The 14,502-nt window shown below is 45.4% G+C and carries 13 protein-coding genes; all 13 read right to left on the bottom strand.

What is annotated here, in order from left to right:
- Positions 1-249: 249 nt before the first annotated feature.
- A complete protein-coding gene (locus R7Q39_RS12115; RefSeq protein WP_213968987.1) occupies positions 250-1,125 on the bottom strand; it encodes an alanyl-tRNA editing protein in 876 nt (291 codons plus the stop codon).
- Between the two features lie 59 nt (positions 1,126-1,184).
- The gene (der, locus tag R7Q39_RS12110) at positions 1,185-2,681 is read right to left on the bottom strand and encodes a ribosome biogenesis GTPase Der (protein WP_017820569.1); all 1,497 of its coding nucleotides are present in this window, start codon (positions 2,679-2,681) and stop codon (positions 1,185-1,187) included.
- A 167-nt stretch (positions 2,682-2,848) separates the two neighbouring features.
- Positions 2,849-4,009 carry an outer membrane protein assembly factor BamB gene (gene bamB, locus R7Q39_RS12105; RefSeq protein WP_151514538.1) on the bottom strand — a complete coding sequence of 387 codons (1,161 nt, stop codon included), beginning with the start codon at positions 4,007-4,009 and terminating at the stop codon, positions 2,849-2,851.
- A gap of 12 nt (positions 4,010-4,021) precedes the next feature.
- Positions 4,022-4,636 carry a YfgM family protein gene (locus tag R7Q39_RS12100; RefSeq protein WP_005381697.1) on the bottom strand — a complete coding sequence of 205 codons (615 nt, stop codon included), beginning with the start codon at positions 4,634-4,636 and terminating at the stop codon, positions 4,022-4,024.
- 126 nt (positions 4,637-4,762) lie between these two features.
- Positions 4,763-6,031: a histidine--tRNA ligase gene (hisS, locus tag R7Q39_RS12095; RefSeq protein WP_005381698.1), complete on the bottom strand. Its 1,269-nt coding sequence runs from the start codon at positions 6,029-6,031 to the stop codon at positions 4,763-4,765.
- Positions 6,032-6,057: 26 nt separating this feature from the next.
- Positions 6,058-7,176, bottom strand: a complete 1,119-nt coding sequence (gene ispG, locus R7Q39_RS12090; protein ID WP_005381699.1) for a flavodoxin-dependent (E)-4-hydroxy-3-methylbut-2-enyl-diphosphate synthase — start codon at positions 7,174-7,176, stop codon at positions 6,058-6,060.
- 6 nt (positions 7,177-7,182) lie between these two features.
- Positions 7,183-8,133 carry a cytoskeleton protein RodZ gene (gene rodZ, locus R7Q39_RS12085; protein ID WP_213964413.1) on the bottom strand — a complete coding sequence of 317 codons (951 nt, stop codon included), beginning with the start codon at positions 8,131-8,133 and terminating at the stop codon, positions 7,183-7,185.
- Positions 8,134-8,568: 435 nt separating this feature from the next.
- Positions 8,569-9,696: a bifunctional tRNA (adenosine(37)-C2)-methyltransferase TrmG/ribosomal RNA large subunit methyltransferase RlmN gene (locus R7Q39_RS12080; protein ID WP_017633913.1), complete on the bottom strand. Its 1,128-nt coding sequence runs from the start codon at positions 9,694-9,696 to the stop codon at positions 8,569-8,571.
- A 373-nt stretch (positions 9,697-10,069) separates the two neighbouring features.
- Entirely contained in the window at positions 10,070-10,495 is a 426-nt protein-coding gene (ndk, locus tag R7Q39_RS12075) for a nucleoside-diphosphate kinase (RefSeq protein WP_005381702.1), read from the bottom strand.
- 95 nt (positions 10,496-10,590) lie between these two features.
- Positions 10,591-11,889 carry an aminopeptidase PepB gene (gene pepB, locus R7Q39_RS12070; RefSeq protein ID WP_136976156.1) on the bottom strand — a complete coding sequence of 433 codons (1,299 nt, stop codon included), beginning with the start codon at positions 11,887-11,889 and terminating at the stop codon, positions 10,591-10,593.
- A 161-nt stretch (positions 11,890-12,050) separates the two neighbouring features.
- The gene (gene iscX, locus R7Q39_RS12065; protein WP_005381711.1) at positions 12,051-12,245 is read right to left on the bottom strand and encodes a Fe-S cluster assembly protein IscX; all 195 of its coding nucleotides are present in this window, start codon (positions 12,243-12,245) and stop codon (positions 12,051-12,053) included.
- 44 nt (positions 12,246-12,289) lie between these two features.
- Positions 12,290-12,628, bottom strand: a complete 339-nt coding sequence (gene fdx / locus R7Q39_RS12060; RefSeq protein ID WP_005381713.1) for an ISC system 2Fe-2S type ferredoxin — start codon at positions 12,626-12,628, stop codon at positions 12,290-12,292.
- Between the two features lie 13 nt (positions 12,629-12,641).
- Positions 12,642-14,495, bottom strand: coding sequence for a Fe-S protein assembly chaperone HscA (gene hscA / locus R7Q39_RS12055; RefSeq protein ID WP_053302969.1), 1,854 nt, complete (start codon positions 14,493-14,495; stop codon positions 12,642-12,644).
- Positions 14,496-14,502 lie beyond the last annotated feature (7 nt).

Raw genomic sequence — 14,502 nt, 5'->3', positions numbered from 1 at the left:
ACAAGTATGTTGATCTTCATCACCGCCCCAACAAGTTTCACGAGGCGTTAACCATACTTGATACGTAGGATCTTATACTGATCGTCTGATATTTACTCCTTGATCAGCGATCACCCCTTAAAAGAATATTTATATAACCACACACCGAAAGCATAAGTTACATATTCTGCATTCCAATTTAAGGCAGAATAAAAAACCTTAGAGAGATTTAATTAAACGAAAAATCAGAATTTAATAAAAAGATCTTATTCAAAAAGCAGTGTTTACATTGGTGTGCATTTCGATAGTTTGAGCGTCGAGCTCAACGAGTTTAACTTGGATAAAAGCAAACTCATTTAAATGGCTCGCATGCGTTCCACCACAAGGGATTACCGCTAATTGACCTTCCCCTAAATCGCACTTCCAATAGCGAGAATCCGTTAATCTATCGCCGTGGCATTCCATGGTGATCATCGCATCTCTTTGAAGCCATTCAACCAGTTGGCCATTCACTTTTTCTGCAATCGCCTGGAGGTCATTCAGCATATCTGCACTGTTTAATCCTCTTTTACGGAGTGTTTTGCCTAAACGGTACGTATCGAGGCACTTGTCTGGAGTGACATAACTCGTGACTTGCGCATAGCTATTAAAGTCATAATAACCATGTGGGTCTTTGCGGTCTGCGTCTTTTCGCCAATAGTCTTCCGCTAGTACTTTATTCAACGCCAAATACGCTAAGTGTCCTGCTGTGTGGCCTCGACTCAAAGCATTTTGATAGTCTTTATCTACCGCTAATGTTACCAAGTCATTAATTGCAAATGATTCCGTACGTGATAAAACATGCACGACGACAAACACCCAACCTTCAGCATCACGCTTTACAGGGATGTCACTACCCACATACAAAGCACCACTCTCCTGCTCCACTGCTCCAACTTGGCAATCTACTACGTCATGCTCAGACCCATTCACCTTCAACGTTCCTTTATCTGCAGGGTGATCCGGCCATATGTGACTAACGGGATGGAACGGCGTGACATCTGTAATAACGTAAGTCACTTCTTCCGTAGATTGAACGAGCTGTATTTGTGCTTCTAATTGCCATGTTTGATGACAAAAACGAGTCTTTGTTGCTGTGATAGTCATTTTTACGATTACTTTTGATAAAAAAATACCCAAGTAGAAACTTGGGTATTCGAATTTCATTATTTATTGCGGTTTTTCACCATCGACATCATACGCTTACGTTTACGCTCTTGTGATAGCGTAAGCTTATTCGTACGGTTCTCGTATGGGTTATCACTGTTGTGGAAGTTAATGCGAATCGGTGTTCCCATAATTTCCAGAGACTTACGGAAGTAGTTCATCAGATAACGTTTATACGAATCTGGCAATTCACGAACCATGTTACCGTGGATAACAACGATCGGTGGGTTGTAACCACCTGCGTGTGCGTACTTGAGTTTGATACGACGACCACGAACCATTGGCGGCTGGTGATCATCCACTGCCATCTTCATGATACGCGTCAGTACTGACGTACCCACGCGCGTTGTCGCCGAGTTATATGCTTCTTGAATAGATTCAAACAAGTGACCAACGCCAGTACCGTGCAGCGCAGAGATAAAGTGGATACGCGCGAAGTCGACGAATCCTAGACGGCGGTCCAGTTCTTTCTTCACGCTTTCTTTCACGTCACTGTCTAGACCATCCCACTTGTTAACGGCGATGACAATTGAGCGGCCAGCATTCAGTGCAAAACCAAGCAAGCTTAGGTCTTGGTCTGAAATATTTTCACGTGCATCAATCACCAGTAGAACGACGTTTGCATCTTCTACCGCTTTCAGCGTCTTAACAACAGAGAACTTTTCAACCGTTTCATTGATACGACCACGACGACGAACACCTGCGGTGTCAATTAGTACGTATTCGCGTCCATCACGTTCCATCGGGATGTAGATAGAATCGCGCGTTGTACCTGGCATATCGTATACAACTACACGTTCTTCACCCAGAATACGGTTAGTCAGTGTCGATTTACCTACATTCGGACGACCGATGATCGCCAACTTAATCGGCTGCTCTTGAAGGCGCTTGAATTCAGCTTCTGCGTCTTCTTCAGTGTAATCTTCAACAAGAGGCTCTTCGTCTTCGAATCCAGTCAGGTCTTCAATCTCACCTTCTTCAGATTCACTTGTTAATAGATCATCAAAGAATGGAGATAAAGCACGCTCAAGCAAAGCGGTCACACCACGGCCATGAGCAGCCGCAATCTGGTACATATCATCCACTCCGAGCTGCCAAAAATCAGCACACGCCGCATCGGCATCAATACCATCGATTTTGTTTACTACCAGCATCGCTGGCTTTTCAATTTTACGCAGATGCGCAGCAATTGCTTCATCTGAAGGTGTCAGACCAGCACGACCGTCAACAAGGAACAATACAACATCAGCCTCATCAATCGCGGCTAATGACTGTTCTGCCATCTTTGTTTCCACGCCTTCTTCTGTGCCATCGATACCACCAGTATCAATCACAATGAATTCGTGCTCTTCACCAAGTCTCGCCTGGCCATATTTACGGTCTCGCGTTAGGCCTGGAAAGTCCGCAACCAACGCGTCACGAGTGCGAGTCAATCGGTTAAATAGTGTAGATTTACCTACGTTCGGACGCCCTACTAGAGCTACAACAGGTACCATAACAACCTCTACAATAATCTTTCTTCTGTAGTTATAGGTAACGACTTGCTCGATGCCAAATCAAACCAGCTTTTTACCTATAACCACGTCAGGGTTAATAAATTCAAACAACAAAACGGCTCCTAGCTGTCACCAGCCAGGAGCCGAATGTGAATTATATCACGATATTATTCGTTAATGGTTAGTTTCTTTACATCGCCGTTGCGAGTTGTAATCACATAACCATCCGACAATAACGTCGGGCCAACAGCCAAGCCGCTATCATCGACAAACTGCTGCGCAACAAATTCGCCCGTTGAACGATCCATCCAGTGAAGGTAACCAAGCGTGTCACCGACAACGAGATAATTGCCAACAATAACTGGCGCTGTAAGTTGTCGGTGCTCAAGCAAGCTGTTTTCCCACAACTCAGTTCCGCTTCGTGAATCAACGGCAACAACATGATCTTTTTCCGTTATCACAAAGATGCGACTACCATCTGTAGAAATGTCTGTCGCAGATGAGTAATTACGCTTCCAAATCGGGTTCGCTGAACGCAAGTCAATAGCGATAAGTTGGCCATTGTATCCAATGGTGAAAAGAGTACCGCCTAGCACAATTGGCGATGAATCAACGTCAACCAAACGATCAATTTCTGTCGCGCCTTTTGGCGTACCAACAGGCTGTTGCCAAATCAACTGACCACGCTCAACGATAGCAGCTGCGAGTCGGCCATTTGCCGTTCCCCAAAATACACCGCCACCAATTGCAGTCGGAGTACTGTCGCCACGTAAAGTTAAGTTCGGCACTTCTGTACTCAATGCCCAGCGTTGCTCACCTGTACTCTCATTAAGGGCAATCAACATGCCTCGGCTAGTATTGATGATAATAAGGCCTGAATCTGCAACTGGCTTCGCCAGTACCTCACCACCAACTTTGACACGCCAAACAATTTCACCTGTTTCTTGGTCAAGAGAGATGACTTCACCATTCTCAGAGCCAATGTAAAGGTTTCCGTATGCCGCTGTGATACCACCAGAGAGACGAGCAATGACATCTTCTTCTAGGTCCGTTTGCCAACGTTGTTTACCATTCTCAGGATCCAGCGCTTTTACTAAGCCATCACGACTTGCCACGAACAATGTATCATTCGCAAATACAGGGGATAGTTTTGAAAAGTAATGACCAACACCATCGCCAACCGATGTGCTCCACTCACTACTGGTTGTAAACTGACTGTTTACCTGAGGTAGTGGCGCCATTACAATGGTGTCTTTCTCACCTGCACAACCGGCAAGTACTCCCATTGTTAACGCCCCTAGCAAGGCTTTCTTAAAGACTCTTTTCATCCAATGCGGTCCTTATTTCGCCAGATCGTCCAATTTCATTTGTAGTGTCGGGCTTGCATCTGCCGCTTGCTGAGCTTCAGTATACGCAGCGTACGCAGCATCTTTGTCACCTTGGCGAATCGCAATATCGCCACGAAGTTCAGCAATACGACCTGTCCATGCTGTATCAGTGACGTTACTCAGCTCTGCCGTTGCAGCGTCGAAGTTACCCATTTCCGTCTCAATACGCGCAATGCGGTAACTAATCAATGGTAACAACGCAGCATCTTGAGTGTTGCTTTGCGCCCACTTCAGTTGCTCCAATGCAGCAGAAAGGTCTTGAGCTTCAACTTGTGCTTTAGCAAGTTGTAGCGCAGCCAATACTGAATATTCTTTTACTTCATTTGACTCAATGAAAGCTTTCACGTCAGCTTGAGCATCAGTGCCTTTGTCTTGCAAAGCATTCATTGCTGTCGTGTAGCTTTGAGAAGCTGCTTCACTCGCCTGAATCACAGAATCCTGGTAGTAACGCCAGCCAAATAGACCACCTAAGCCAACAACCGCACCGATGATGACGGCTTTGCCGTTTTCCTTCCACCAGTCTTTAATGGCTTCAACTTGTTGCTCTTCAGTATCGTAAAGTTCCACTTCCTGTCCTCTTAAAACATGTAAATGGCAGCTTAGCTGCCATTGTTCCTATTTCGTTTAAAGGCTCCACATTTGGGAGCCTTAGCTTACGAACTAGGATGTAATTTTGTTAGATTACTAAAAGACTTAAATCAGTGCTGCGATCTTTTCTGCAACTTCTGCTTGGTTGTAAGTCTCTTGCTCACCACCAGCTAAGTCTTTCAGTACTACGGTATTATCCGCAACTTCGTTTTCGCCCAGAACCAATGCTACAACAGCACCAACTTTGTCTGCGCGTTTAAACTGTTTCTTGAAGTTACCGCCACCGAAGTGATTCATCACACGAACGCCTGGAACAGACTCGCGAAGCTGTTCTGCTAGCTTCATTCCTGCCATCATGGTGCCTTCACCCGCTGTGACTACGTACACGTCAACACTGCGACGAACGTCTGTCAGTTCCAACGTTTCTAGCATCAGTACTAGACGCTCTAGGCCCATTGCAAAGCCAACCGCTGGTGTTGGTTTACCACCTAATTGCTCTACAAGGCCATCGTAACGACCACCGCCACATACAGTGCCTTGAGCACCTAGGCTCTCAGTGATCCACTCAAATACCGTGCGATTGTAGTAATCCAGACCACGAACTAGACGTTCGTTAACTGTGTATTTGATACCTGCGGCGTCTAAAAGTTCACATAGACCTGCGAAGTGTGCTTTAGATTCTTCACCCAAGTAATCTGAAAGGCGAGGCGCATCACCTAAAATAGCTTGAACGTCTGGGTTCTTCGTATCCAGAACACGCAATGGGTTCGTGTGCATGCGACGCTTACAATCTTCATCTAGCACATCAATATGTTGCTCAAGGAATGCAACCAGTGCAGTACGGTAGTCTGCGCGGTCTTCTTGAGAACCGATAGAGTTCAGCTCAAGACGGACATGCTCATTGATACCTAGCTCACGCCATAGACGCGCCGTCATCATGATAAGCTCTGCATCAACATCTGGACCATTTAGACCAAACACCTCAACACCACACTGGTGGAATTGACGGTAACGACCTTTCTGCGGACGTTCATGGCGGAACATAGGCCCCATGTACCACAGACGCTGTTCATCACGGTTGATCAGGCTGTTTTGGATACATGAACGTACACAACCCGCCGTACCTTCTGGGCGAAGTGTTAGGCTGTCGCCGTTACGGTCATCAAAAGTGTACATTTCTTTTGAAACGACGTCTGTTTCTTCACCAACAGCGCGGCTGAATAGGTTTGTTTCTTCAACGATTGGCATGCGCACTTCGTTATAACCGTATGCGCTAATTACATTTTTCACTGTGTTTTCTAATTTTTGCCACAGTGGCGACTGAGTTGGGAGGCAATCGTTCATGCCTCGAATTGCTTGAATTGTTTTTGCCACAATACTTACCGTAATTCTCGTTGAGATTAATCTTGTACTTTAACTTCGATGCGGTTTTCGCCATTCATCATAGCTGCTTTCGCACGGATCTTAGCTTCTAGCTTATTCACAAGGTCATCGTTATCAAAGCGCTCTTTCTGGCGTTTACCATCTTCGTAGAATGCGCTCTTCTTGTTACTACCTGCTAGACCTAAGTGAGAAACTTCTGCTTCACCAGGGCCGTTTACCACACAACCGATGATAGACACATCCATTGGCGTGATGATGTCTTCTAAACGTTGCTCCAGTGCATTCACCGTACCAATCACATCGAATTCTTGGCGTGAGCAGCTTGGGCACGCAATAAAGTTGATGCCTCGAGAGCGAATGCGCAGAGATTTAAGGATGTCGAAACCGACTTTGATTTCTTCAACTGGATCGGCAGCCAAAGAGATACGCAGCGTATCGCCTATCCCTTCAGATAACAGCATACCTAAGCCAACAGATGACTTAACAGCGCCAGCTCGAGCACCACCCGCCTCTGTGATACCTAAATGAAGAGGCTGATCGATTTTCTTCGCCAGCAGACGATATGAATCCACCGCAAGAAAAACGTCTGAAGCTTTCACGCTAACTTTAAATTGGTCAAAGTTAAGACGATCGAGATGATCTACGTGACGCATCGCCGATTCAACCAAGGCTTCTGGCGTAGGCTCACCGTATTTCATCTGTAGATCTTTTTCCAAAGATCCACCATTGACACCAATACGGATCGGGATGTTTTTATCGCGAGCGCAATCAACAACAGCGCGAATGCGCTCTTCATTGCCGATGTTACCAGGGTTGATACGTAAACAGTCAACTCCGTACTCCGCAACTTTCAGCGCGATACGATAGTCGAAATGAATATCAGCCACTAATGGTACAGAAACTTGCTGTTTAATCAGTTTGAAAGCTTCTGCTGCGTCCATCGTAGGTACAGAAACTCGAACGATATCTGCGCCGACTTTTTCTAGTGCTCGGATTTGAGCGACTGTCGCTTCTACGTCAGTCGTGCGAGTGTTAGTCATTGACTGTACTGCAATTGGCGCACCATCACCAATTGGCACATCACCCACATAAATACGCGTCGATTTACGACGAATAATTGGAGATTCGTGTTGCATAATTTTTTATAACGGTAGAGTGAATCTAGCTACTTTGCCTGAAGTATACCCAGAAAGGTCGACAGGTTCACTTGCAAATGTCATTGTAACCCCTTCCGGTGCGCCTAATATCACTTTAAATGGCGCTTTTCCGGTAAGTTCTACATCTTGTCCTGGCTTATGAGTACCACTTACCAGCGTTTTACCATTGGTGTCTTTCACTTGAATCCAACAGTCCGCTTTAAACTTCATAGTAAGAAGTGTCATGCCTTCAGGTACTACTGGCGCAGGCTGTTCCTCTTCCGCCGCTTCAATCACGGCAACAGGTTCTTCAGAATCTACGCTTGTTGTATTTTCAGTTTCAGTCAGCAAAGGATCCGCCCCTTGCTCAACGGGTGCTTCAGTCGATTCAGCAACGTCTTCATTAGTTGAAGCAACTTCTTCAGGAGTGCTTGCGATTAACTCTTCAGCCGTCATCAAATCGATATCAGCTAATTCTTGAGCAGTGGGCTGCGGCGCTTCAACACTTGAATCCGTTACTTCCTTAGTTAGGCTATTCTCTTGTTGGTTTTGCCACCACCATGCCGCTGAAATGCCAATAATGACCAGCCCGATAACCCAAGTAAGGAGCATAATACGGCTATTGTGCTTCTCGTCTTTTGTTTTACGAGAGAAGCTTTGCATTTCAATTTCTTGCTCTTGAGGCTGAGCATCGGCAGTCTGCTCTAACGCCGTCAAAACCACCTTCTCATCAAGACCTACGAATTTAGCGTAAGAGCGTAAGTAACCACGTGTAAATGTCGCGACTTGTTGAGATTCAAATCGGTTATTTTCAATATCTTCAATCACAGAAATGCGAAGCCTCAGGCGATCGGCAACTTGCTTTTGGCTCATTCCCAAGGATTCACGTTTGTTTTTCAGTAATGTGCCAGCTTCAATAGAGAGTGGCACTTCATTCGTATTTTCGTGTTCTGTCATAATGGCGGTATTTAATCTGTTTTAGTGGCTAACGTAGTCATGTATTTTCGTTATTGTTCTTAAGCCTCTTTAAAGATAGCTAGCCTAAACGCGTTAACCAAAAATAATAATTTTAAGAAACTCTCAGCGATCTGAGTGCGAATACCCGTTTTGCAAAAATCAGCAAAACGTATGTGAGAAAGTGCTGAGAATTATCGGTGTCATCGTTAGTGTTACATATCATGATAAGCGAATGCGCAACGAAGACAAAAACTCTTTACACTCAAACTAACAGATAGCTCAAGCTTTTGTCCAAACTTTGACAAAGGAATTCGAAATTATACCCAAATAACCTTAAGTTGAAGAGTGATAGTCCCAAATCTTGGCGAAAATGTCCTAAACAATAAACAAAATAGCCAGAGCGAATGGCTCTGGCTATTTTTGAATTCCGGTCGTTTATACAGCTTTCACTTCAATGGTATCGGCACCGCGTGACGCTTTCAGCATTGCCGTACGTTTAGTTCGGTCAATTACATCACCGACCAACTGACCACATGCGGCATCAATGTCATCACCACGTGTTTTACGAACCGTAACTGTGTGCTCGTATTGCATCAATGTTTTTTGGAAGCGATCAATACGTGAGTTACTTGGTTTCTTGTAAGGTGAACCTGGGTACGGGTTAAACGGAATCAAGTTAATCTTACATGGTGTGTCTTTCATCAATTCAGCCAGCTCGCGTGCATGGTCCATGTCATCGTTCACATGATCAAGCAACACGTACTCGACTGTTACCTTGCCACGGTTTGCATTCGATGAAGCAATGTAACGACGAACGGATGCTAGGAAATCTTGAATATCCCAACGATCGTTAATTGGCATGATTTCACTACGCAGCTTATCGTTTGGTGCATGAAGAGAGATCGCCAACGCAACGTCGATTTTGCCCGTCATCTGATCAAGACCAGAAACCACACCTGATGTTGATACGGTTACGCGACGCTTCGACAAACCAAAGCCAAGGTCATCCAACATTAACTCCAGTGCTGGAATCAAGTTCTTCATATTAAGAAGCGGCTCACCCATGCCCATCATCACGACGTTCGTAATTGGGCGACGGCCTGTTTCTTTCTCAAGACCAATTTCACGTGCAGCACGCCACACCTGACCGATGATCTCTGAAACTTTCAAGTTACGGTTAAAGCCCTGCTGTGCTGTTGAGCAGAACTTACATTCCAATGCACAACCTACTTGAGAAGATACACAAAGCGTTGCGCGATCATCTTCTGGAATGTAAACCGTTTCTACATCCTGATCACCAACCTTCATTGCCCACTTGATCGTGCCGTCTGAAGAATGCTGAGCTTCTGCTACAGTTGGTGCTTTAATTTCACACTTGTGTAAAAGCTTTTCGCGCAGCTTCTTGTTGATGTTTGTCATTTTTTCGAAGTCATCTACACCGAAATGGTAGATCCACTTCATAACCTGATCGGCACGAAACGCTTTCTCGCCAAGTTCTTCCGCGAAAAACTGACGCATGCCTTTGCGATCAAAGTCGAGTAGATTGATTTTTTCAGTGGTCATGTTGCCTCTCAATGACTGAAACAAGAATAAGGGCGCGAATTGTACAGCCTTTATTCAGCTACAACAAGGGGTGTAAGACCCTGAGTTTGCTAAGGCATTAAAATAAAAACGATTAAATTTCAATCAGACTTTACGGTGAGAATAATGATTAGACAACCGGCAGCAAAAGCGTAGAAGTGGTGCAGAGAAAGCAGTGAGAAGAAACACACGTAACTAAGCTTTCCCCCCTGTAAGGTGCTCAGATTAGCCAACGTCTTCGCGAGTACTTACGAATGAACTCGCCGATGAAATGGAGAACGCGGAATAAAAAACCTCGGACAATTCCGAGGTTATTACGAACTAGATCATCACGCAAAAGTGATGCATGAACGAGTTAGCGAGAGAAAACTTCTGATTCAGGGAAGAAAAACTCAATTTCACGAGCGGCAGACTCAGGGCTATCTGAACCATGAACTGAATTGTGACGCATGCTGAGTGCGTAATCAGCACGCAAAGTGCCACATGCCGCGTCCTCTGGGTTGGTTTTACCCATTAGCTCGCGGTAACGTGCAATCGCATTTTCGCCTTCCAATACCTGAACCATAATAGGACCAGATGTCATGAACTCTTTTAGAGGAGGGAAAAACTCTTTACCTTCATGCTCTGCATAAAAGCCGCTTGCCTGATCTTCTGTCAGGTGAACCATTTTGGCAGCGATGATACGTAGGCCAGCCTTTTCAATACGATTGTAGATTTCACCAATTAGGTTTCGCTCTACAGCATCAGGCTTAATGATTGAAAATGTTCTTTCTAGAGCCATAAAATTTCCTTTCTGTACTTGTAATAATAGTTGTGCTTTTAAAGTGACTTACTGGGTAAGAGCAGCACTCAAACAAGAGAGTGCTGCAATCAATCTTATTTTCCAGCTTGCTCATTGAGGAAACGAGCAAGTGTACGAACACCCATACCCGTTGCTCCCGCAGCCCATTTATCAGAAGCGGCTTTACGATACGTACCCGCACAGTCGAAATGTAACCAGCCTTTTTTGTAGTCCTCAACGAAGTAAGACAAGAATGCAGCTGCAGTGCTTGCACCTGGAGAATAATCACCAGAGCTGATATTCGATAAATCGGCAAAATTAGATGGCAGCATTTCTCGATGGAAGTCAGCAAGTGGTAGCGGCCACAAGCCTTCTTTTTCCTGGTTTGCCGCCGTAAGCGCTTGATGCGATAGCTCATCATCAAAGCTCATTAGCGCATGGTAATCGTTACCTAACGCATTCTTCGCTGCGCCTGTTAGCGTCGCGCAGTCAATAATTAACTCAGGCTTTTGCTCACTGGCGTAGATAAGACCGTCGGCAAGCACCAAGCGACCTTCCGCGTCGGTATTCATAATCTCAACGGTTTTGCCGTTTTTGTAAGTGATGATGTCGCCAAGCTTAAGGGCACGGCCAGAAACCATGTTCTCAGCACAACACAAGATCAGTTTTACGCGCTTGTTTAAACCGCGCAAGATAGCTAATCCTAGGCCACCAGTGATAGTACCCGAGCCACCCATATCAGCTTTCATTGCACTCATGAAGGTAGAAGGCTTCAAGCTGTAACCACCGGAATCAAAGGTGATGCCTTTACCCACAAGACATGCGAATACAGGTGCGTTTTCGTCACCTGTTGGGTTGTAGTCTAACTGAAGCATCGCAGAAGTACGCTCAGAACCACGGCCTACTGCGTAAATACCTTCCCAACCTTCTGCCAACAAGTCTTTGTCTTTGACGATACGAGCTGTCACCGTGCCTTTCGGCGCAACTGATTTGATGAATTCAGCAGCCATTGTCGCTAGCTGACGAGGAGCAACTTCTTCTGCCGTTTTGTTGATAATATCGCGGGTAAAATCAGTCGAAGTAATACGAGCTTGAAGCTCTGTTTGATCTTCATCAGACAATGCAGCCCACTCAACTGAGCCATGTTTTTTAGGGTTACGGAACCCTTGGTGGAAAGCCCATACGCTCTCTAGATCCCAGTTATCACCAGAAAGAAAAATAGAACGAATTCCTTGGCCATCTAGCTGACGAGCTGCACGTTGAATTGCGCCGAGATCATGACCTTCACCTAAGTGAATAGTTGCGCCGTTTTCAGCGAATGAAAGCAGTGCTTTTTCACCCCAATGTGGTGCTGCCGACTCTTGACTTAAAAATACAGACATCTGTGTAGACATGGTTTCTCCTTGTCTTATAGCAGCGTTGCCTACGCTGCTTCTTTTTAATAACTCACGGATGTTAGCATTATGTAGGGCAAAAATGTCAATTGGATAAAAAAACGGACCTAAAGGTCCGCTTTTTTTAGTAAGAATTGTTAACTAGGCTGTGTTTTACAGACTTAGTCCGCTTCGTCCATCCAGCACATGATAACGGCTTCTAGAATCTTTTCATTAGAACGGTTTGGCTCATCGTCAAACTCATCTAACTCCATGATCCATTGATGAAGATCGGTAAAACGCACTGTTTTTGGATCGACATCTGGAAACTTGTCACAAAGTTCAATCGCGATATCGCGAGAATCTGTCCATTTCATTGCTCATCTTCCTTTTGCTTCTTCCCTATATTGGGAAGATAGTTTTAGTGATCTTCTGAAGCGTGGTTGAGTGTGTATTTAGGAATTTCTACTACCAAGTCTTCATCAGCAATTCTCGCCTGACACCCTAGGCGTGACTCAGGCTCTAGACCCCACGCTTTATCTAGCATGTCGTCTTCTAGTTCTTCACTTTCTTCGAGTGAATCAAAACCTTCACGGATGATTACGTGGCAGGTAGTACACGCACATGACTTCTCACACGCATGTTCAATACCGATACCGTTTTTTAGCGCTACGTCTAGAACGGTGTCACCAGAGTTTGCTTCCAACACTGCACCTTCTGGGCACAAATCGTCGTGTGGTAATACAATAATCTTAGGCATAACTACTTATCTCTTATATATCGTCTACTGATTGACCTGACAACGCAGCTCGAATCGATTTATCCATACGGCGTGATGCGAAATCTTGGCTCGCTTTATCGGTATCTTTAATGCCTTGCTCTATCGCATCTGCATCATCACCATTACGCAGCTCAATCAAGGCTTCGATGGCTTTAATCAAGTTTTGTTTCTCTTGTTCTGATAGTAAGTCATCACCATCAGCTTGCATCGCTGCAATCAAACCTTCTATCACTCGGTCGGCTTCAACACGCTGCTCAGCTAAGGCACGAGCTTGCATGTCTTCTTTTGCGTGCGTCATTGAATCACGCAACATATCCGCCACTTCATTGTCACTTAAGCCGTAAGAAGGTTTTACTTGAATCTCTGATTGAACACCAGTGCTCTTCTCCATTGCCGTAACAGAAAGAAGGCCATCAGCGTCAACTTGGTAAGTCACGCGAATATGTGCCGCACCCGCTGCCATCGGAGGAATACCTTTTAACGAGAAGCGAGCAAGTGAACGACAGTCATCAACCATTTCACGTTCACCTTGTACCACATGAACACTCATCGCCGTTTGGCCATCTTTGAATGTGGTAAATTCTTGCGCACGCGCAACGGGAATCGTAGTGTTGCGGGGGATGATCTTCTCGACCAAACCACCCATGGTTTCAATACCGAGCGACAGTGGAATCACATCAAGAAGCAACATTTCAGAGTCAGGTTTGTTACCCGCGAGAATGTCTGCTTGAATACCCGCACCGATTGCAACAACTTCATCTGGGTTAATGCTTGTCAGTGGTGTACGGCCAAAGAATTCGCCAACCATTTCTCGTACAAGCAATGTGCGTGTTGAGCCACCGACCATGACTACTTCAAGTACATCTTCCGCATCTACATCCGCATCTTTCAGCGCACGGCGGCAAGACATCAGGGTTTTCTTCACTAGCGGACGAATCAGATCTTCGAACTGCTCGCGAGTCACGGTGCCTTTCCAACCAAAAACGTCAACGTCAACACTGTCTTGCTCAGAGAAAGCAATCTTAGCTTCAGTAGCAATGTTCAACAGTGTACGGTTCTTTTCTGCAGAAAGCGGCGCTTCTAGACCCGCTTGCTCCATTAAATAATCGGCAAATAGATGGTCGAAGTCGTCACCGCCTAATGCAGAATCGCCACCTGTTGCTAATACTTCAAATACGCCTTTCGATAAACGTAGGATAGAGATATCAAAAGTACCGCCACCTAGATCGTAAACCGCAATCACACCTTCTTGACCAGAGTCTAGGCCATAAGCAATTGCCGCAGCGGTTGGTTCATTAAGTAGACGGAGAACATGAAGACCAGCTAATTTCGCCGCATCTTTTGTACCTGCACGTTGCGCGTCATCAAAGTAAGCAGGAACGGTAATAACGACACCAGCTAACTCACCACCTAACGTATCTTCAGCTCGCTTACCCAATACTTTTAGGATGTCCGCAGATACTTCAATCGGGTTTTTGTCACCTTGAGGTGTTTGCAGAATTGGCAGGCCGTTTTCACTCTCTTTAAAACGATAAGGAAGTGAAGAGTAACGGGACTGAATGTCCTTTAATGAACGACCGATCAAACGTTTTACAGAGATAATCGTGTTCTCTGGTTCAAACTCTGCTTTGGCTTTGGCTTCGTGGCCGACCGTTAACGTTTCCTCAGCGTAATTAACGACTGAAGGTAAAATAGTACGGCCCTGCTCGTCCGCAAGTGGAGTTGCATCGCCGCTACGTACAGAAGCAACCAAAGAGTTGGTAGTACCTAAGTCGATACCCGCTGCTAACTTATGCTCATGAGGTGCCGAGCTTTGGCCCGGTTCTGCGATTTGAAGTAGTGCCATGATAGGT

Origin of the sequence: Vibrio sp. 947, assembly GCF_033339115.1 — a bacterium.
In the GTDB taxonomy this organism is placed as follows: domain Bacteria; phylum Pseudomonadota; class Gammaproteobacteria; order Enterobacterales; family Vibrionaceae; genus Vibrio; species Vibrio alginolyticus.
Note: the sequence above shows the minus strand (reverse complement) of the source record. Positions and strands in the feature narration are given on the sequence as shown.